This window comes from Alicyclobacillus pomorum DSM 14955 (genome assembly GCF_000472905.1).
In the GTDB taxonomy this organism is placed as follows: Bacteria; Bacillota; Bacilli; order Alicyclobacillales; family Alicyclobacillaceae; genus Alicyclobacillus_A; species Alicyclobacillus_A pomorum.
The window spans coordinates 102,082-121,579 of the sequence record NZ_AXAR01000009.1 but is presented as its reverse complement, the minus strand read 5'-3'; the positions used below and the strand labels follow the sequence as shown (position 1 = coordinate 121,579).

18 protein-coding genes and 1 riboswitch are annotated in these 19,498 nt (G+C 52.2%); of the genes, 8 read left to right on the top strand and 10 right to left on the bottom strand.

Annotated features, from left to right (window positions below):
- Positions 1 to 10: 10 nt before the first annotated feature.
- Positions 11 to 769: a COG4705 family protein gene (locus tag YWK_RS0110975; protein ID WP_245578600.1), complete on the top strand. Its 759-nt coding sequence runs from the start codon at positions 11 to 13 to the stop codon at positions 767 to 769.
- A 255-nt stretch (positions 770 to 1,024) separates the two neighbouring features.
- On the opposite strand, the gene nagB is transcribed toward YWK_RS0110975, so the two are convergent.
- Entirely contained in the window at positions 1,025 to 1,792 is a 768-nt protein-coding gene (gene nagB, locus YWK_RS0110970) for a glucosamine-6-phosphate deaminase (protein ID WP_342664247.1), read from the bottom strand.
- Positions 1,793 to 2,112: 320 nt separating this feature from the next.
- On the opposite strand from nagB, the gene YWK_RS0110965 reads away from it, so the two are divergent.
- Positions 2,113 to 2,310: an alpha/beta-type small acid-soluble spore protein gene (locus tag YWK_RS0110965; RefSeq protein ID WP_342664246.1), complete on the top strand. Its 198-nt coding sequence runs from the start codon at positions 2,113 to 2,115 to the stop codon at positions 2,308 to 2,310.
- A gap of 520 nt (positions 2,311 to 2,830) precedes the next feature.
- Positions 2,831 to 3,457, top strand: coding sequence for an MBL fold metallo-hydrolase (locus tag YWK_RS0110960; protein ID WP_245578596.1), 627 nt, complete (start codon positions 2,831 to 2,833; stop codon positions 3,455 to 3,457).
- 19 nt (positions 3,458 to 3,476) lie between these two features.
- Here the strand turns inward: YWK_RS0110960 and YWK_RS0110955 are convergent, their stop codons facing one another.
- The 4 genes from YWK_RS0110955 to pruA all read right to left on the bottom strand — a co-directional run bounded on the left by YWK_RS0110955 (position 3,477) and on the right by pruA (position 7,993).
- A complete protein-coding gene (locus tag YWK_RS0110955; RefSeq protein ID WP_026964826.1) occupies positions 3,477 to 3,683 on the bottom strand; it encodes a hypothetical protein in 207 nt (68 codons plus the stop codon).
- Positions 3,684 to 3,813: 130 nt separating this feature from the next.
- Positions 3,814 to 5,085, bottom strand: a complete 1,272-nt coding sequence (locus YWK_RS0110950) for a Glu/Leu/Phe/Val family dehydrogenase (protein ID WP_026964825.1) — start codon at positions 5,083 to 5,085, stop codon at positions 3,814 to 3,816.
- Between the two features lie 60 nt (positions 5,086 to 5,145).
- Complete coding sequence (locus tag YWK_RS0110945) at positions 5,146 to 6,342, bottom strand: ornithine--oxo-acid transaminase (RefSeq protein WP_026964824.1); 1,197 nt, start codon at positions 6,340 to 6,342, stop codon at positions 5,146 to 5,148.
- 100 nt (positions 6,343 to 6,442) lie between these two features.
- Entirely contained in the window at positions 6,443 to 7,993 is a 1,551-nt protein-coding gene (gene pruA / locus YWK_RS0110940) for an L-glutamate gamma-semialdehyde dehydrogenase (protein WP_026964823.1), read from the bottom strand.
- 236 nt (positions 7,994 to 8,229) lie between these two features.
- Between pruA and YWK_RS0110935 the strand changes: the two genes are divergently transcribed.
- Together YWK_RS0110935 and YWK_RS0110930 are read left to right on the top strand one after the other, a co-directional pair.
- Positions 8,230 to 9,645, top strand: coding sequence for a sigma-54 interaction domain-containing protein (locus YWK_RS0110935; protein WP_156909121.1), 1,416 nt, complete (start codon positions 8,230 to 8,232; stop codon positions 9,643 to 9,645).
- A gap of 358 nt (positions 9,646 to 10,003) precedes the next feature.
- Entirely contained in the window at positions 10,004 to 11,437 is a 1,434-nt protein-coding gene (locus YWK_RS0110930) for an amino acid permease (RefSeq protein WP_026964821.1), read from the top strand.
- Positions 11,438 to 11,510: 73 nt separating this feature from the next.
- Here the strand turns inward: YWK_RS0110930 and YWK_RS0110925 are convergent, their stop codons facing one another.
- Entirely contained in the window at positions 11,511 to 12,932 is a 1,422-nt protein-coding gene (locus tag YWK_RS0110925; protein WP_084453647.1) for an MFS transporter, read from the bottom strand.
- A 138-nt stretch (positions 12,933 to 13,070) separates the two neighbouring features.
- Positions 13,071 to 13,204: riboswitch (cyclic di-AMP (ydaO/yuaA leader) on the bottom strand.
- An 817-nt stretch (positions 13,205 to 14,021) separates the two neighbouring features.
- On the opposite strand from YWK_RS0110925, the gene YWK_RS21910 reads away from it, so the two are divergent.
- From YWK_RS21910 to YWK_RS0110905, 3 genes are all read left to right on the top strand, one after another.
- A complete protein-coding gene (locus YWK_RS21910) occupies positions 14,022 to 14,192 on the top strand; it encodes a hypothetical protein (protein WP_156909120.1) in 171 nt (56 codons plus the stop codon).
- A 617-nt stretch (positions 14,193 to 14,809) separates the two neighbouring features.
- A complete protein-coding gene (locus YWK_RS0110910; RefSeq protein WP_026964819.1) occupies positions 14,810 to 15,475 on the top strand; it encodes an SOS response-associated peptidase in 666 nt (221 codons plus the stop codon).
- Between the two features lie 49 nt (positions 15,476 to 15,524).
- Positions 15,525 to 15,872 carry a hypothetical protein gene (locus tag YWK_RS0110905; protein WP_026964818.1) on the top strand — a complete coding sequence of 116 codons (348 nt, stop codon included), beginning with the start codon at positions 15,525 to 15,527 and terminating at the stop codon, positions 15,870 to 15,872.
- Between the two features lie 197 nt (positions 15,873 to 16,069).
- On the opposite strand, the gene YWK_RS19510 is transcribed toward YWK_RS0110905, so the two are convergent.
- From YWK_RS19510 to groES, 4 genes are all read right to left on the bottom strand, one after another.
- Entirely contained in the window at positions 16,070 to 16,654 is a 585-nt protein-coding gene (locus YWK_RS19510) for a cupin domain-containing protein (protein WP_051375492.1), read from the bottom strand.
- Between the two features lie 267 nt (positions 16,655 to 16,921).
- Entirely contained in the window at positions 16,922 to 17,341 is a 420-nt protein-coding gene (locus tag YWK_RS0110895) for a hypothetical protein (protein WP_026964817.1), read from the bottom strand.
- A gap of 196 nt (positions 17,342 to 17,537) precedes the next feature.
- Positions 17,538 to 19,157 (bottom strand): chaperonin GroEL, encoded by a 1,620-nt coding sequence (groL, locus tag YWK_RS0110890; protein WP_026964816.1) that lies wholly within the window; start codon positions 19,155 to 19,157, stop codon positions 17,538 to 17,540.
- Between the two features lie 32 nt (positions 19,158 to 19,189).
- The gene (groES, locus tag YWK_RS0110885) at positions 19,190 to 19,474 is read right to left on the bottom strand and encodes a co-chaperone GroES (protein WP_026964815.1); all 285 of its coding nucleotides are present in this window, start codon (positions 19,472 to 19,474) and stop codon (positions 19,190 to 19,192) included.
- Positions 19,475 to 19,498: the final 24 nt, after the last annotated feature.

The following is a 19,498-nucleotide window of genomic DNA, read 5'->3' as shown; positions in this document are numbered from 1 at the left end:
AGACCTGCAGATGTTGAATAAGGTTCCGGAAGTCACGATCTTTTTCTGGACCATCAAGATCTTGGCAACCACCGTGGGTGAGACAGCCGCAGACTTCCTGAACACAAACCTGAACTTGGGCTTGACCAACACGACTGTTGTCATGAGTTGCTTCTTGCTCATCACGCTGTTCTTCCAGTTCAAGTCGAGGAAGTACGTGCCGGGGCTCTACTGGCTGACGGTCGTGCTTATCAGCGTTGTCGGCACGTTGATCACCGACAATCTCACAGACAACATCGGGGTCCCTCTGGAGACGACCACCATCATCTTCACGGTGGCTTTACTGTCGACCTTTGCGGCTTGGTACGCGAGTGAGAAGACACTGTCCATCCACTCCATCTACATGACAAAGCGAGAAGCGTTCTACTGGTTGGCCATCCTGTTCACCTTCGCCTTGGGTACTGCAGCCGGTGACCTCACAGCAGAAGCTCTCAACGTCGGATACTTGAATTCATTACTCATGTTCGCCGCACTAATCGGGATAGTGACCATGGCCCACTACCGCTTCAAACTACATGCAGTGCTTGCCTTCTGGATTGCTTACGTCTTGACCCGTCCTCTCGGCGCCTCTTTTGGTGACTACCTGTCACAGCCTCGGGATAATGGTGGCCTTGGTCTGGGTACGGTAGGAACCAGTGCGATCTTCCTCGTAACCATCTTGAGCTTGGTTATCTATCTAACCAAGACCGGAAGAGACAAGAGCCCGCTTCAGACCTTAGTTGAGAAGTAAAGCAAGGTGAGCTTTTTTTACTGCCGGAAAACAGTCTGCCAAAAAGGATTGGCCCTGCCACACCCTGGCAGGGCCGTATGAATTGTTCTCTTTCACACTCCGGCGCAAGGGCGCACAGATAAGGCCCTAAATTCCGCGAAATCAAGGGGCGGTTTGTCCAGACATGACGAGATGCGCTAGCGTAGTATAACCCAAGCCTGTGGGGACACGTGCGAAGCCTCCCAACTCACACCCTCCCTCCCCCACAGGTCCCTCTTATGCCCGAGGCGGTGTAGATGTATAGAAACCATGTTCAATGAGCACTTCGGCAGCCGCACGGTCCAACACGAACGTCACGTTTGGATGAACCTGCAGTAAGCTCGCCGGTAGACTCGTGCGTACATCTCCCTTTACGGCCTCGTAAATGACTTTCGCTTTTTCCTTGCCAAACGCCAACAATAGCACTTGTTTCGCCAACAGAATCGCCTGTAGACCGACGGTAATCGCTTGCGTCGGAACAGTCTCTTCTGCCGTGAAGAAACGCGAGTTGGCCTGAATCGTCTCGGGCGCCAGTTGAACCACGTGCGTGTTCGCCTTCAGAGCCGAATCCGGTTCGTTGAATCCGATGTGTCCATTGACTCCGATGCCGAGAATTTGCAGATCAATCGTGTGTGAGCGAATGATGTTGTCGTACCGCTGACACTCCTGTTCTAGATCTTCCGCGTCGCCGCGCAACAGGTGAATCTGAGATTCAGGAATGTCAACGTGGTCAAACAGGTGGTGGTGCATGTAGTAACTGTAACTCTGTGGATGGTCCGGGGCCAGTCCGACGTATTCGTCGAGGTTGATGGTCGTCACGCCAGCCATCGAAAGACCACTGCGGTGAAAATCCACCAATTGCTTGTATAACGCGATGGGTGTTGAACCCGTTGCCAAACCGAGCACAGATTTGGGTTTCGAGCGAATGACTTGCTCCACAATCGCAGCCGAGTACACCGCAGCAGTCTCCGCGTTGTCAAAGATCCGGACTTGTATCTTCCTCACCCCTCACTCGCCTGTTCTGAGAGAGATTCTACCACATCGCGATGTCCGCAACGCCAACAAAGGCCCTCGCCACACGGGCAAGGGCCTTTGTCGCTCACGACTTCTTCTTCCGGCTTGCAGACGAGGTGTTCAGTGATATCACACCGCCCGCAAATGCCAACAAGGAAGCTACCGGTATCCACATCCACCACTTCATCTGCATCACCCTGCATAGCTTGTGCGAGAGTACCAACATCATGCACGATTGGGCACAATGTATAATCGCTGGGAAGACACACATGATATGTTTGCACTACATCACTCACTGGAGGATGAACAACATGGCAAACAACAACCAGTATGCGACTCCAAATGCAGGCAGTGCGCTCGAACAAATGAAGTACGAAATTGCGTCAGAGTTTGGCGTTCAACTCGGCCCGGACACGTCTTCGCGCCAAAACGGATCGGTCGGCGGTGAAATCACGAAGCGGTTGGTGGCATACGCAGAACAGCACCTGGCTGGCGGCTTCCGCCGCTAAGGGGCTCAATGTACCCGAACCAAAGAGACCCAGCCGCGTCGGCAGGGTCTCCTTTTCGTTGTATGGCGTGTGACAGAACAGCCTGTGCCCTAGCAGTCACAACGACTGTTGCTCGAACGTACGCCTCGTGTATGACCTTGGGTCCATAGGGCCAATGTTGGCTCTGAGGCAGGTCAATGTACCACAATAGAAAACGGTGACCCATCCGTTTCAATGGATCACCGTGGTGAACAGGTACTCATTGAATTAGAAACGCTGCAAGCCCTACCTCTCAAGCAACCATGTGGCTCCTAGACCACGCCTGTACTGAATCTAACACCGAACACCCTTGCCTTTCGCAACGAGACCGTGAGAAGTCTAAAGCAAACCCGTTCGCTACCTGTTATTACATATAATACTCCATTTGCTTTCGCTAGGCAATCTCAAGTTGACCCGGGCGTGCATCGCTGTATTTTCAGTCTTTCACCTGATACCATTTGCCGTATTGGTCAAGGCCATCTATCGTTAGAGATGAAGTGAGGTGTCCACGTTGGAAATCACGAAAAACGTTCATCTATTGGAAAGTGCGAAGGGAAGTTTCGTGTACCTGGTTTTAGGAGAAGAACCCGTTCTGATTGATACTGGCATGCCTGGGAGAGGTGAGCGTCTACTCGCGGACTTGTCCAAAGTAGGCATTTCCCCCAAAGACATTGCGCACATTCTGTTGACACACCACGACGTGGATCATATTGGGAATGCAAAAATGCTCAAAGAAGTCACCGGAGCTACCTTGTGGGCGCCTGAAAAAGACGTGCCATACATTCATGGCGAACAACGTCGCGAGGGGATCAAACGCATCATTGCGACGATGTTTCGGCCAGATCCTCCTGCCGTCGATGCCATCTACAAACCCGGACAGAAGATTGGCAGCTTGGAGATGATTGAAACACCAGGACACACCCCGGGGCACGTGTCGTTCTTGTACAAAGACGTCTTGTTTCCCGGCGATTTGGTCATGAGCAGGAAGGGCAAAATTCTACCGAGCCCAAGGTTTCTCGCCTGGGACAACCACCAACTCCATCAGTCGATTGAAAAAGTCAAGCGCATGACATTTGACTGGGTATGCCCAGCACACGGCCATCCCGTGAGACGTACACCCCTGTTCTAATCACGTCGCGCGTTTACCATTAGGCACGAAACCTGCCATCATCTCCTCCGGAGAGCGGATAGGTTGTGATGTACATGGGATATACAAACATGGCACCGCCTTCGCGAGCAAAGTAACTGAAGTAAGCGTCCAGTACGGACCCGATTTGCCGATACAACTTCATCCGTCGCACAGAAACCAGCTCGCCCTTGCAGAACCGATGGAAATCGTACACTTTCGTCCGCACGCGCCCACCTCCAATGGATGACTTGCTGAAAGCGTATTCCCATCGGACAGTGATTATATGTTGTCCAAAACCTTGAAAAAAGGACCGCTTGTGGGGCTTCCCCCTCAAGCAGTCCCTGATTTTGCGAGTGTTACACCCAACCGCGGTGGTACATGGCTTCCGCCATTCTCTGGACTCCAACCATGTATGCTGCGAGCCTCATGTGAACATCATGGTCCTGCGCCATTTGGTAGACCGTCTCAAAGGAACGAACCATGACGTGACGCAGCCTCTCCTCCACTTGTTCCTCGTCCCAGTACAAGCCTTGATTATTTTGCGCCCACTCGAAGTAAGAAACGGTGACTCCTCCCGCGTTCGCGAGTACGTCCGGGACCAACAGGATGCCCCTGTCCGCCAGAATCTTCGTGGCCTCCAAAGTGGTCGGGCCATTTGCGGCCTCCACAACTATGCTGGCTTGAATCCTATGCGCGTTGGCCGCCGTGATTTGATTCTCAATCGCGGCAGGAACCAAAATGTCACACGGCATCTCCAGGAGCTGTTGATTGGAGATGGTGTTCTTACATTTCGTCGTCACCGTTCCAAATGAATCTCTCATGTCGAGCAGTGCATCGATGTCGAGCCCGTTCGCATCGTAGAGCGCACCGTAAGCGTCAGAGATGCCAACTACTTTCGCGCCAGCGTCATGCATGAACTTGGCGAGATAACTTCCCGCGTTGCCAAAACCCTGAACAATGATTCTGGCGTCCTTCAGAGAGATACCACGTCGTTTCGCGGCTTCCTCAATACAAATGGTAACGCCTTTGGCAGTCGCGGTTTCTCGCCCATGCGATCCGCCGAGAACAAGCGGCTTACCCGTAATGAATCCGGGAGAGTCAAACTCGCGCAGTCGGCTGTACTCGTCCATCATCCACGCCATGACTTGTGAGTTGGTAAACACATCGGGCGCGGGGATATCTTTGGTCGGTCCGACAATCTGGCTGATGGCCCGGACATACCCGCGGCTGAGACGTTCCAATTCCCCGATGGACATTTCTCTCGGATCGCAAATGATGCCGCCTTTTCCGCCCCCATATGGAAGCCCTACGACACCGCATTTCACACTCATCCACATGGACAAAGCCTGGACCTCTTCCACGGTTACACTCGGATGAAAGCGAATGCCGCCCTTCGTGGGGCCCACTGCGTTGTTGTGCTGGCAGCGGTATCCCGTGAATACCTTGACAGACCCGTCGTCCATGCGAACCGGGATGCGCACGGTCAAGGTGACCAGTGGTTCTTTCAGCAGGTCGTAGTACTTCGGGCCGTATCCGAGGTGGTTCAAAGCATCTTGAATCACCTGTTGGGTCGATTCGAGAACGTTCAACTCGCGTTCTTTGCTTTCTACCTGTGCGGTTGCACTCATGGTTCCACCTCGATGAAGGTCATTTGAAACGATGTTCATTCCGGCGATTGCAACTTCGTCTCAGGATTCTTGGAACACTTTCTCGACTCGTTCAAACGCCCAATCCAACTCATCCTTGGTAATCACGAGCGGCGGCGCAAAACGGATGGTATTTTCGTGCGTTTCTTTGCACAGCAGTCCGAGGTCCTTGAGCCGTTCACAGTATGGACGCGCTTTGGTCGTCAATTCGACGCCGATGAACAAACCGCGTCCCCGAATTTCTTTAATCACAGGGTTCTTCAACGTCAACAGACGCCCGAGGAAGTATTCTCCCAATTCACGTGAACGATCCGCCAGCTTTTCCTCTTCGATGACCTCCAGTGCAGCAATGGCGACTGCACTTCCGAGTGGGTTCCCACCAAAGGTTGAACCGTGGGAACCTGGCTCGAAGACACCGAGAATTTCACGGTCTGCCGCGACGGCGGAGACAGGAAATACGCCGCCCCCCAGCGCCTTCCCAATGATGTACACGTCCGGGAGAACGTCTTCCCAGTCACACGCGAACATTTTTCCGGTTCGACCAAGGCCGGTTTGAATTTCGTCCGCTACAAACAGTACGTGGTTCTCTTTGCAAAGATCGTACGCCGCCTTCAGGAAGCCTTTTGGCGGAATGATAATGCCCGCCTCCCCTTGAATGGGCTCTACCAAAAAGGCCGCTGTGTTCGGAGTGATGGCTTGTTTCAAAGCCTCGATGTCTCCATAAGGGATAATTCGGAATCCCGGGGTCAGCGGACCAAAACCTCGGCGGTATTCTTCGTCCGATGAGAAGGAGATCACGGTCGTCGTCCGCCCGTGGAAGTTCCCTGTAGCCACAATGATCTCCGCCTGATTGTCGGGAACGCCCTTCACGTCGTACGCCCAGCGGCGAATGGCTTTGATGGCGGTTTCGACGGCCTCGGCGCCCGTGTTCATCGGAAGAACCATGTTCTTTTTCGTCAATTTCGCGAGCTTCTCGTAGAGAAGTCCGAGTTTGTCGTTGTGGAAAGCACGAGACGTCAGCGTAATTTTGTCCGCTTGGTCTTTGAGTGCCTGAATGATTTTCGGGTGTCGGTGTCCCTGGTTCAACGCCGAATATGCACTCAGCATATCCATGTACTTGTTCCCGTCGGGATCTTCTACCCAAACACCTTCTGCCTTCGACAATACAATCGGCAACGGGTGATAGTTTTTCGCACCGTACTCTTCTTCGAGATGAATCATAGACAACGTGGTCGTCATGGTGCTCCATCCTCCTTTGGTGGATGAGCGATTTGCAAAACTCGCGTGGTTCGTCGCGAGTTTGCAAATCGCCCGGGTGAATCTCGCGCAACATGTGTGCTTACAGCACTTCAGAACTTACCTTCGGTTGCGTGAACAGAAGCAAATAGTCTGGACCGCCGGCTTTGGAATCCGTACCTGACATGTTGAATCCGCCAAAGGGATGCACACCCACAATCGCGCCGGTGGACTTGCGGTTGAAGTAGAGATTCCCGACGTGGAACTCTGCTCTCGCCTGTTCAATGTGCTGGCGGTTGCGCGTGAACACAGAACCGGTCAAACCAAACTCAGTGTTGTTTGCGACCGCAATGGCTTCGTCAAAGCTCTTCACTTTCGTGAACGCGACGACAGGACCAAAGATTTCTTCTTGAGAAATGCGGGCAGTCGGCGCAACGTCAGCGAAGATGGTCGGCTGAATGAAGTATCCCGGCGTTTCCGTCGCTTCACCGCCGCACATCAACTTGCCTTCTTGTTTCCCAATCTGAATGTACTCCGTGATCTTCTTATAGGCCTTTTCGTCAATGACAGGGCCCATGTAATTCCCGGCGTCTCTGACGTCGCCGACTTTCAATTCCTTGGTCAGTTCAACCACTCGCTGGAGCAGTTCATCGTACACGGCTTCATGTGCGATGACGCGCGAGCACGCCGAACACTTCTGGCCGCAGAACCCGAATGCCGAAGCAACGATGTTTTTGGCAGCCAACTCAAGGTCTGCGGATTCGTCGACGATAATGGCATCCTTTCCACCCATTTCAGCAATCACGCGTTTGATCCAAAGCTGCCCCGGCGCTCTCTTGGCAGCTCGCTCATTGATGCGAAGACCCACGTCGCGCGACCCGGTGAACGTCACAAACCGAGTCAACCTGTGGTCAACCATGTAGTCGCCGATTTCTTGCGGATCGCCCGGCACGAAGTTGACAACGCCATCTGGCAGTCCTACTTCCTTCAACACCTCAAGGAACTTGTACGCGATGACAGGCGTTGGACTTGCCGGTTTTAAGAGTACCGTGTTCCCTGCAACAATCGCAGCGGCCGTCATACCGCCCATGATGGCCAGTGGGAAATTCCAGGGTGGAATAACGACGCCCACACCAAGTGGAATGTAATGCATTTGGTTGTCTTCACCCGGCAGGGGAACGAGCGTGTGTTTGCCGCGCTCCGCAAGGGCAATCATTTGCCGACCGTAGTACTCCAAAAAGTCGATACATTCTGCAGTATCTGCGTCCGCTTCGGCCCGGCTTTTTCCTGACTCCAACAGCAACCACGACGAGAATTCATGTTTTCTGCGGCGAATGATGGCCGCCGCTTTGAAAAGGTAACCGGTACGTTGTTCTGCAGGTACGCGGGACCAGGTTTTGAACGTCTCCGTTGCCACTTGAAAAGCCCGATCCACGTCAGCCTGGCTTGCTTTGGATACACGCCCCACAATTTCACTGCGGTTGGACGGATTATATGAATCCAGCAGGCGGTCTGTGAAGATTTCTTCTCCACCAATCACGAGCGGATACGTCTTGCCAAGCTCACGCGTGACTTTTTCAAGTGCAGCGTTGAATGCGTCGAGATTGGCTTGGACTGAGAAGTCGACGAGGGGTTCCGGACTGTACGGAATCATGGGAAAGCCTCCTTATGAGTTCATCATGCTTGCTGAACAAAACGTCCCAACATGCATGGCGCATCAATAAAGCGTTTTCAAGCGTATGATTCTAAATGATGCAAAAGAAATTTGCACAAATCAAGTGCCGTTGTTTGTTGCAGGTGCAAAATTAATTTGCATAACGTCCGGTCGCGTTGTACCATGAGGCCATTGGAACGCCGTCATCCGTTGGAACAAATTGAGGTGGAGATGGAATGGATAATCCGAGTGGCCGGTGGAAACTCGATGAGTTGTTCAACATGTATGAATTTCTGCTGGATCAACTCGACGAGGGGGTCCACGTCATCGACAAGACGGGCAAGACCGTCATTTATAACCGCAAAATGGCTGAAATGGAGGGCATGGCAAAGTCGGATGTCTTGAACAAAGACGTCCTCGACGTGTTCAAGTTCCCTGAAGAGGGGCACAGCACGCTACTTCACGCGCTGCACACCGGACAAGCGACGGAAAACGTCAAACAGACGTATTTCAACGTGAAAGGCAAAGAAATTACCACCGTGAACAACACCATTCCGATTGTCATCGATGGGGACGTGCTGGGAGCGGTTGAAATCGCCCGGGATATTACAAAGATGGAGCGCATTCAGGAAAACATTCTGAAACGCGGCGATACCCGATACACATTTGACAGCATCATTGGCGAAAGCGATGCCTTACACGAAGTATTGGAGCACGCGAAGCGAGCGGCGCGAACGAATTCTTCGGTTCTGATTGTCGGTGAAACCGGCACCGGAAAAGAGTTGGTCGCACAGAGTATCCACAACGGCAGTCCAAGGTCTGGGGCTCCCTTTGTTTCTCAGAACTGCGCTGCGCTTCCCGAGTCACTCATTGAAGGCATCCTCTTCGGCACCACCAAAGGCGCGTTTACAGGAGCCATTGACCGTCCGGGCTTGTTGGAACAGGCCGATGGCGGCACGCTGTTACTCGATGAATTGAATTCGTTGAGTTTGGGGCTGCAAGCGAAGCTTCTCCGATGTCTCCAGGAAAAAACGGTACGTCGCTTGGGAGATACAAAGGACAGAAGCGTGGACGTGCGAATCATTGCAACCATAAACGAAGACCCTTTGGACGCTGTCGCGGGTGGGCGGCTCCGCAAAGACTTGTACTACCGTCTAAGCGTGGTCACCCTGTTTCTCCCACCCCTCCGGGAGCGCCGAGAGGATATCCCTCTCTTAACCCAGTTTTTCGTGGAAAAGTACAATCAGCTGTTTCACATGCACGTGTCCGGCGTGTCTGAAGATGTCATGAAGTACTTTTTGTCCTATCCGTGGCCGGGGAACGTACGAGAACTGGAACATACCATTGAGGGCGCAATGAACATGGCGACAGATTACTCCGACATCGAAGTTGTGAATCTGCCGTTTCATATGCGCTGGAAGATGAATTCACTGGATGAAACGGAGTTACACGCAGACGGCAGCGACCCGACAAGCCCGTCAGGCGTCCGGCAAACCAAGCGGTTGCAGAATCAACTCGATGATTACGAACGAACGTATATACAGAAAATCCTCGCCAAACATGATGGAAATATTTCGGCTGCAGCGCGCGAGATGGGTATCAGTCGCCAGAGCTTACAATACCGATTGCGCAAGTTCGACATCCAAAAGTGAAGACACCATAACAACCTCCCCTCCTGCAAAGAGGATTCATGATACAGTCTGATGTGCAAACGATATGCAAACGATTTTTGCATTCCGCCGATGAATTTGGCGGAATTTTTGCTTTGTCGACACACAATCCATGGAAGTTCGTCCAAATCATCTCCTATCCACTACGAAGGAGATGTAGTATGCTTATGGTTGCGATAGAAGATTACAAATTTCGAGATCTATTGCGATGTTGGCACGAATCTTGCTGCAAGTCGTATGTTCAACCGAGAAAACGGTTACAAACCGGTATTTTCAGAACCTACAAATGTTCCATACAGATGCGAACAGCTTCTGACAGTAGACAGGGGGTACACACGCCATGGAACAACTGAACCAAATTATTAAAAAGGAATCCGGGCTAAAACGAGGCATGCGAAGCCGCCATATGTTCATGATCTCGATTGGCGGCGTCATCGGAACCGGGTTGTTCGTCGGCTCCGGGTACACCATCAACCAAGCCGGTCCCGGAGGTGCAGTTCTCGCTTATATCTTGGGCGGGTTGCTGGTCGGCATCGTCATGATGTGTCTCGGAGAACTCGCGACCATTATGCCCGTCGCGGGATCGTTCAAGACGTACGCTCAAGAATTCATCAGTCCAGGCGTTGGATTTTTGAGTGCTTGGTTGTACTGGTTGAACGGTGCCATCACGATTACTGTGGAGTGGCTCGCCGCGGCGATGATATTGCAGCAGTATTTCCCACATGTCCCGCTGGGAATATGGTACGTGTTGTTCTTCGCGATTTACCTGCTGCTCAACATCATGGCTGTCAGTGTGTATGGTGAGTCGGAATTTTGGTTCGCCAGCATCAAGGTCATCGGTATTGTCGTGGCATCTCTCGTCGGTCTTGCGGTCATATTCGGGTGGACAGGCCACACTGCGTTAGGAGCGCAAAACTACATACACCACGGTGGATTGTTCCCGAATGGGTTTACTGCCGTCTTGTTTGCACTCGTATCCGTGTGTTTCTCCTACAGTGGGACTGAGCTCATTGGCATTGCCGCGGGTGAAAGTAACGACCCAGCGCGTTCGGTTCCCCGTGCTGTCCGTACCACGAGTATTCGCACCCTGCTGTTTTACGTGCTTTCGATGGTCGTGTTGGTCGGCATTATTCCTTGGCAATCCGCAGGTGTGAACGACAGTCCGTTTGCAACGATTTTCCAAGTCGCGGGGATCCCCTACGCCCACATGATTATGGATTTTATCGTCGTCACATCTGCATTGTCTGCGGGGTCATCTTGGACGTATGCGTCGTCACGCCTGCTGTGGTCGATGTCCCTCGATGGGATGGCACCTCGTTTTCTCAGCCGCTTGAGCAAACGGCAAGTGCCCGTCCGGGCGGTCGTTGTCACCATGGTCGTTGGCGTCGCAGGATTAGGGCTATACATGGTGTCGCCGGACAAGCTGTACACCTGGATCTTATCGGGGATTGGGTTAGTGGTGGTCATCGATTGGGCCATTATCTGCTGGGCTCAACTCGGGTTCCGTTACAAGTACATCCGCTCTGGCGGTGATGTGAGCAAGCTGCCGTATCGCACGCCCCTGTTCCCGGTGTTGCCTATCCTGGGCATTGTTGCAAATGTGGCGATTGGCGTCAGCCTGTGGTTTGTTCCAGGGCAACGGATCACCATCTACACAGGTGTCCCCATCATCGCCATCATTATGCTGTACTACTTTCTGTTTGCGAGAAAACGCATCATACGAAAGCAAGGAGAAACACAGACAGCGATGCAGCATCAGCCAACCGCGCTGTAACCTGTGGGGCCTCATACACAACGAACCAGGCAGGCAATCCGCCTGCCTGGTTCATCACAAAGTCGCATGCCTGTTAGGACATATTCACGACATCTGTCCCGTCCTCCTTGATTCGTTCCTCAATCTCTTTCCGCTCTTCCCGCCACCATATCGAGCCCTCGTTCTCCTTCAGAGCTTCGGCGATTTCAGCTTCGCTAGCAACTGCCGGCGGGGACCCACGAAGTGGTCTTCCGGAAGTATCCTTCACAAAAATCGTGAGGACGACCAGGCCAATCACGCACGCGAAAATCAGGTAATACGCGGGAACCATGCGGTTGGCAGTGAGATTCATCAGCCACGCAACAACCAACGGAGCCGTTCCCCCAAATAAGGAAGTTGAAATATTGTACGTGATGGCAAGACCACCGTAACGGACATTTGTAAAGAAAAGGGAGGGCAGTAATGCAGGCATCGTGCCCTGGAACGAGGCGAGGAAGACCGCAAGAACCATGAGGCCCAAAAATACGCCGATATTCGTGCCGCTGTCAATGAGCCAGAACGAAGGGATGGACAGTACAATCACTCCGATTAGTCCCAACTGTACCAGCCGTTTGCCGCTGATGCGGTCGCCAATGCAGCCCATCGCGATGACAATCGGAATCATGATAAACATAACAATCAAAATCATCAGCAATCCCTTTGTGGCACCATAGCCGAGTACGGCGGTTAAGTGCGATGGCATATACGACAGGACGATATAGTCCACCACGTTGTAAAAGAACACGAGGATCAAGCCAACCAGCAGGGGGCGCCGGTGATACAATAGGATCTCTTTGATGCCCACATGTTTTCTTTCGTCGCGGACCTTTTCCATCTTCTCGAATGCAGGGGTTTCCTCCAGGTGCGTTCGCAAGTAAAGACCAATCAGCCCCAACGGTGCCGCGATAAGAAAGGGAATCCGCCAACCCCATTGCAACATAGCTGCATTTCCCAGCCAAAACGTCAGCAGGGTGACGATGCCGGATCCAAAGATGTATCCGACGAGTGTCCCGACTTCCAGTCCGCTCGCCAGCCTGCCACGTTGCTTATCCGGTGACGATTCCGCGATAAACGTCATGGCTCCGGCGTACTCGCCTCCCGTCGAAAACCCTTGAACCAAACGGCCGAGCAGGAGCAAAATGGGTGCCGCCACGCCAATGGATGCGTATCCAGGGATTAAGCCGATACTCAGTGTGGCCAAGGCCATCAGCAGCAGTGTGAACGTGAGGACTTTTTTACGTCCAATGCGATCCCCCAAGGTTCCGAAGAACATGCCGCCGATTGGGCGCACGAGAAAGGCAATCGCAAAGGTGGCTAGACTGTAAAGCAGTTGTGCCGAACCCGTGAATTGTGGAAAGAAGACCTTACCAATGATTGTGGCTAAGTAGGAGTAGATGCCGAAGTCGAACCACTCCATGGCATTACCGACTGCGGTGCCAACAACGGCTTGTTTTACCACACGCAGATCCACAACCATAATGTCGTCTCTTCGCAATCGTTTTTTCGCCGCCAATAAACACCCTCCTATTGTGGTTTTTTAGGTAACGAACGGTGTCCAGCGCAAAAACCCCCCGTAGACCATCTACGGGGGTCAGGATAAGTGCGCATAAATCCACTCTCTTCTCTTATACGCTTACGAAGTTAGCTGACGGATTAGGACGAAGAGATTGTCCTTCCAGTTCACCAAACTGGATTCACCCCAAGAACTTGGTTCCCCCGTTCCCTTACGGGATTCAGCGAAAACGTTATTTAGTTGTGTGTGTAAGTGTAGTTTGAAAATGATGTAACATCAACCAGGGTTCTGAGCAGCGAATGTCAGGATCCAAGTGGATTCCAGAGGATACGTTGGCCGACATACTGTAATGATTGATTACAGCGATTGCGTAGATATTTTCGATAATTCTGTTTATTGACTCACTTGGACTACTCTTCTTTGGTTGTGGGCTAGAATCCCGGGTGCTGTTCTTTTGTTCTCCGCTGAATCCACACGATAACCACAATCTCTCCATATCTTCTGTGCAGATTTTTCACATCTGCCTTGTACACTATGCTTGTAGGTAAGGCGACACAAGGGGTCGCCACTGTTACTGGCGAAGGCGGGGCCAGTAACCTGCACCCTGCGTATTCCATTTCACGCTCCTACTCCATGTATGACGCTCGCTGATGTGAGCGTCCCTTTTTTTGAATCCGACACCCAGTCAATGTACTACTTGCCGCTGTTGAACTTTGGTTTCACTTCGATGGATTGTCGAACCCGGAATGAAGGCTTGATATGGGGAGAAATATTCACTTTTCACACCCTAACCACAATCTCTCCACAATCTGTACACATATTTTAAACATTTATCCTGTACACTCTTTCTTGGGTTGAGTGCTCGCGTTTGTCTCAACCGTCGCTGGTGTAGTGTGTGGCCAGTGACGATTCCCTCTCTCCTTTTCGATATGTCACGCTCACTGAGGTGAGCGTCTTTTTTTATCCCACGGAATTCAATGTAGTTCTCAGCACAAACACTGTATAAGGAGCTCGGCTTCCGGTGAACCCTTCCTCAAGAAAGGGGGTGCTGAAATGAAAGAACCTTTGTTATTGGTCGCTGCAGGTACGCTGCTCTGTATGGTTGCGTACTTCATGCTGGATGCTCTGATGACCAATAATCCAGCTCGTCGCCGCCGTGATGAACAGGATCTTCGGATCATCGGCGAAGCGGCGGGTGCACTGCAACCGATTGTCGAGTTCTGATACTCGAAACAACTAGCCCACACCTACCATGTGTGGGCTGTCTTTGTTCACCGCTACTCCGCAGAGGGATTGGACATGTGAAGTTCGTGATCTTCAGTTGTACTGATCGGAAAATTCAAGAGATTGAAGGAAATGCACGAAATGGCCCTGATATGGCCCCTGCTCCTGCTACTCCTTCTCCGGCCAAAGCCGCCGCAGAAACCAGTGCGCCAGCCACAGCACCGACAAGCTCCCAAGTAGGCCCCCAAACACCAGCCCAAGCAACAGCCACACAAATCACCACTCCTATTGTTGACACCAACGTAACATCCGCAAAAAGACGTTTACACAAGCATTAGTATCTGCACTCCAAGGGCTGATTAACCACATCAAACAACTTGTACCCCAGCTGCAAAGCCGACAAGGAAGGACTAGCTATCGCCGTGATATAGGGAAACGAAATGCATACCGTGTACGAAGGCCTCCACGATGAAATGAGTGGGGGTCTTTTTATATGGTCAAACAAGAACCCCCTCATGGATCATCGAACCAACCATCTCACCTTGATATTCGAACATACGTTCGCATAGTATAGGATATGCTACATCGAGATCAAAGTTCTCTCGAGGTGATTTATCATGTGCGGACGGTTTACGATGGCCTATGAAGATTGGTCTTTCATGATGGATTACTTTGAGCTCACCGACTACGGATTTCGCTATCCCCCACGATACAACATAGCGCCTACGCAGAAGGTCATGGCTGTCATCTCTGACGGCAGGGAACGCCGCGCTGGACAACTGCGGTGGGGATTGATTCCGGAGTGGTCTGAGACGGAGACAACGACGTTTAACACCTTCAATGCGCGGTCAGAAACACTACTGGTGGCACCGTCGTTCCGAAACCTAGTGAGCAGGAAAAGGTGTGTCATCGTCGCTGATGGAATATACGAGTGGCACCGCACGACCAAAAAGCCGTACCGGATCCGCCTCAAGAAGCAGGATGTGTTCGGCATGGCCGGGTTGTGGAGTACGTGGCGGTCACCAGACGGAAAGAAGAAAGTACACTCCTGCACAATCATCACGTGTGATCCGAATCTGTTCATGCGCCATCTGCACGACAGAATGCCGGTGATACTGACGAAAGACACCATGGACATGTGGCTGGACCGCAGCATCACGGACACTGACACGGTGATGTCCGTACTGCAGCCGTATGAGGGCGAGATGTACGCGTACCGAGTGCCTGAGTTGGTCGGGAATGTGCGGAATGATGGACCGGAGTGTATTGAGAAGGTAAAATGACAAAACGCCCGTACAGGAATCGGTACCCAAGGAACACAGCGGCATTGCCTTGTCTTCGGTCACCCTGTTTCAATCCGTCGGAATGACGATTGGTGTCAGCATCTACGGCAGCATGCTCGCATCGCAGATTACGTCCGGAATGAGTAAATTAATCGGTAAACTGCCGATGGACAGCGCCGGAACCCTCGGTCAGGTGGCAAAAGGCGGCATTCCCGAAGGGCTCGACGTGAAAATCGTGGAGCAGATCAAAACGGTGTTTGCGCACGCGTTTCAGCATCTGTATTGGGTCTCGTTCGTGGTCTCGCTCGTCGTGGTTGTCCTTTGCTGGTTCCTGAAAAACGAGGTGCTGTCCACGTTATCCTCAAAGGTGAAAGAAGAGATACCTTCGGAAGCCTGAGTAACCGGAAGGCGAAGAAAAGAGCTCGAAAAGAGAGCGCGACATAGAACGTGAGATGGAGCCGCTGCTTGTTCTGCCCATGGCACGGTGCGGACTCGTCGGCACGAAGCAAAACGCCCTCATCCAATAATGGACGAGGGCGTTTGTATAGAGAAGAGAGACGCACCCATGCGTGTTCAGTGTGGGTGTGTGCATGCTCACGGATCCCAATACTGCCATCCCGGTTGCTGACCGGGCCGTTGCCGAGTCATTGGTTTTCCGTCGCCGACTGGGGGGCCCAGAATGACGGATTCCTTAATCGGTGCCACTGCTTCGGCATAATCCTCTTCATTCACGCCGTAAGCCCGATGCATGATTTCCTTCGGCGTAGCACGCAGGAAGTCCGATCCGTACACAATGTCTGGTGTCGGATGGTCAAAGATGGCTAGGATATGAACGTTATCGCTTTTCGCCACAATCCAGTGAAACCATCCCTTCGGAAACACGGATACTTGACCAGGGCTCAGCTTGTAAGTCAGAAGTTCTTGAGTAAATGGGTCAAAAACAGACGTGATGACTTTACCACTGACTACAATCACCATCTCCGTCACATTCGTATGCCAATGGGGTTGGATGATGATACCCTTGCTCATATAGACATTGAAAAAGCCGTTTTTTATCGCTGGAAATTGCTCTCCAAACAGCTGAGTGATGTAATTATGTGCGTCTCGTTTGTAATTTACCACTGCGTTGGAATCGGCTTTCAGTGTTAGGTCTGGAGACTGCAAAACGGAATCATGCATTGAACAGTACCCTCCCCTTCTGGGTAAACTATGCCCGAGGGGAACGGGTTGCTACTGGGCCTCCGCTTCATCGAGAGCGCTCTACTGTGTCACCTACTCTTTGGCACGAAACAAAAATGCCCCCATTCCATACGGATGAGGGCCATTGTGGGGAAGAGAGAAGCTCACCATTGCATTATGGCCAGGCAGGCGTTCACATAAACACACCTTGAACAAACGGAAGGAGCATAATAGATTGGTGTTTATCCAGGCGATAAAGTGATTGGTTTATTGATTGGTTCCCGTGTCAAACGTCTTCGCAATGGCTGCAAGCTGCTGCGGCGAAAACTGCGAAAGAACTTCTTGTGCCAGTTCTTTCTCTTGCTCAGGCGTGAGGGAGTCTCTTTCATTGTAAGCTTGTAGCAATTTCATATCTTCGCCTGGGGACATATGATTGATGGCATATTCAATGGCGTCCTGTTGGCTTTTAAAAGTCAATCCGCCTGTGTCTTGGGATGCATACTTGTGTATCAGGTATTGGACTTCCGGATTGTTCAATGCCTCATTGATCCGTTGTTTTAGCTCCGGGGAATTGAGTAAAGAAACCACTTTCGCACTGACTTTATTTACGAGCATATTCTTCGCGTACCAACCGACACCAACGACGACAATCGCCAATACTATCACAGTGGTAAGAAACTTCTTCACAAATACCCCTCCTTCCCGAAACAAGTATAACAAATTGTCCCCACTTCTTCGTGAGATGGAGTTTCCAGTGACAGGCGTCAACGCGTCGAAAAGACTTCCGAAACACGAGGATTAGAAAACGATTTGCAAACCGCCACAACAAAAAAGGAGAACCCCTGTCGAAACAGGGATTCTCCCGAGCGGGCTGGGCCCGAAATTACATCATGTCCATGCCGCCCATGCCGCCACCTGCTGCCGGTTTTTCCTTCTCCGGCTTGTCGGCGACAGCCGCTTCCGTGGTGAGGAAGGTAGCGGCAACGCTGGCTGCGTTTTGCAGCGCGGAGCGGGTAACCTTCGCCGGGTCGACGATACCAGCGGAGATCATGTCTACCCATTCGCCGGTTGCTGCATTGTAACCGAAGCCAATCTTTTCCTTCTTGATGCGTTCCACGATGACGGAACCTTCCACGCCAGCGTTCTCTGCAATCTGGCGAATCGGAGCTTCCAGAGCCTTGCGAACCAGGTTCACACCCGTCAGCTCGTCGCCTTCTGCCTTGACGTTATCCAGCGCAGAGAGGATGTTGATGAACGCCGTACCGCCACCAGCGACCATACCTTCTTCGACACCAGCGCGGGTTGCGTTCAGCGCGTCTTCGATGCGCAGTTTCTTTTCCTTTAATTCGGTTTCCGTTGCGGCACCGACCTTGATGACAGCTACGCCGCCAGCGAGTTTCGCCAGGCGTTCTTGCAGCTTTTCGCGGTCGAAGTCGGACGTGGTTTCTTCGATTTGCAGTTTGATTTGGTTGATGCGAGCGTCGATTTCCTTCTTGTCGCCAGCACCGTCCACGATGATGGTGTTTTCCTTGCTTACGCGGACTTGACGAGCGCGGCCGAGTTGGTCAATCGTGGTGTTCTTGAGTTCGAGGCCGAGCTCTTCGCTGATGACTTGACCACCCGTGAGGATGGAGATGTCTTGCAGCATCGCCTTACGGCGGTCACCGAAGCCAGGCGCCTTCACAGCGACAGCCGTGAACGTACCGCGCAGCTTGTTGACGACGAGGGTTGCGAGCGCTTCACCTTCGACGTCTTCAGCAATCAGCAACAGCGGACGACCGGATTGTACAACGCGTTCCAGAACCGGCAGGATCTCTTGGATGTTGCTGATCTTCTTGTCGGTGATGAGGATGAACGGATCATCCAGAACGGCTTCCATCTTGTCGGTGTCCGTAACCATGTACGGAGAGATGTAGCCGCGGTCAAATTGCATACCTTCGACGACTTCCAGCTCCGTGTTGAAGCCCTTGGATTCTTCAACTGTGATGACGCCGTCCTTACCGACTTTCTCCATTGCGTCAGCAATGAGAACGCCGATTTCTTCAGCGCCTGCGGAGATGGCAGCCACTTGCGCGATGTTTTCGCGGCCTTGAACCGGCTTGGAGATCCGCTTGATTTCTTCAACAGCGGCGGCTACAGCCTTTTCAATACCCTTGCGCAGAACCATCGGGTTTGCGCCAGCAGCTACGTTCTTCAAACCTTCACGAATCATCGCTTGAGCCAGAACCGTAGCCGTGGTGGTACCGTCACCAGCGACGTCGTTCGTCTTGGTGGCGACTTCCTTCACCAATTGCGCACCCATGTTTTCGAATGCGTCTTCCAGTTCAATTTCCTTCGCAATCGTCACACCGTCGTTGGTAATGAGCGGTGAGCCGAACTTCTTCTCCAACACAACGTTGCGTCCCTTGGGACCAAGGGTTACTTTTACAGCATCAGCAAGCGCATCCACACCGCGCAGCATGGCGCGACGGGCGTCTTCGCTAAACTTAATCTCTTTCGCCATGTTCCGTCGACCTCCTCAGTGAAATATGTAGGTTACTTTTCAACAATCGCGAGAATGTCGCTCTCGCGGAGAATCAGCAGTTCGTCGTTATCAATCTTCACTTCGGTACCCGCGTACTTGGAGTAGATCACGCGGTCGCCGACTTTAACTTCCAGTTCAACGCGCTTTCCGTCTTCGAAACGGCCCGGTCCAACTGCAATGACTTCGCCTTCTTGCGGCTTTTCTTTTGCAGTGTCCGGCAAAACGATGCCGCTAGCTGTCTTTTCCTCACGGGAAAGCGGGCGTACAACCACACGGTCAGCGAGTGGTTTTACCATGTAAGAACCCTCCTTGAATGTCTG

What these genes read in the sequence shown, in the direction of transcription:
- YWK_RS0110975 (WP_245578600.1), top strand. Translation starts at nt 11, where the DNA reads ATGTTGAATAAGGTTCCGGAAGTCACGATCTTTTTCTGGACCATCAAG.
- YWK_RS0110965 (WP_342664246.1), top strand. Translation starts at nt 2,113, where the DNA reads ATGGCAAACAACAACCAGTATGCGACTCCAAATGCAGGCAGTGCGCTC.
- YWK_RS0110950 (WP_026964825.1), bottom strand. Translation starts at nt 5,085, where the DNA reads ATGAGTGCAACCGCACAGGTAGAAAGCAAAGAACGCGAGTTGAACGTT.
- YWK_RS0110945 (WP_026964824.1), bottom strand. Translation starts at nt 6,342, where the DNA reads ATGACGACCACGTTGTCTATGATTCATCTCGAAGAAGAGTACGGTGCG.
- pruA (WP_026964823.1), bottom strand. Translation starts at nt 7,993, where the DNA reads ATGATTCCGTACAGTCCGGAACCCCTCGTCGACTTCTCAGTCCAAGCC.
- YWK_RS0110935 (WP_156909121.1), top strand. Translation starts at nt 8,230, where the DNA reads ATGGATAATCCGAGTGGCCGGTGGAAACTCGATGAGTTGTTCAACATG.
- YWK_RS0110930 (WP_026964821.1), top strand. Translation starts at nt 10,004, where the DNA reads ATGGAACAACTGAACCAAATTATTAAAAAGGAATCCGGGCTAAAACGA.
- YWK_RS0110925 (WP_084453647.1), bottom strand. Translation starts at nt 12,932, where the DNA reads ATGGTTGTGGATCTGCGTGTGGTAAAACAAGCCGTTGTTGGCACCGCA.
- YWK_RS21910 (WP_156909120.1), top strand. Translation starts at nt 14,022, where the DNA reads ATGAAAGAACCTTTGTTATTGGTCGCTGCAGGTACGCTGCTCTGTATG.
- YWK_RS0110910 (WP_026964819.1), top strand. Translation starts at nt 14,810, where the DNA reads ATGTGCGGACGGTTTACGATGGCCTATGAAGATTGGTCTTTCATGATG.
- YWK_RS19510 (WP_051375492.1), bottom strand. Translation starts at nt 16,654, where the DNA reads ATGCATGATTCCGTTTTGCAGTCTCCAGACCTAACACTGAAAGCCGAT.
- groL (WP_026964816.1), bottom strand. Translation starts at nt 19,157, where the DNA reads ATGGCGAAAGAGATTAAGTTTAGCGAAGACGCCCGTCGCGCCATGCTG.
- groES (WP_026964815.1), bottom strand. Translation starts at nt 19,474, where the DNA reads ATGGTAAAACCACTCGCTGACCGTGTGGTTGTACGCCCGCTTTCCCGT.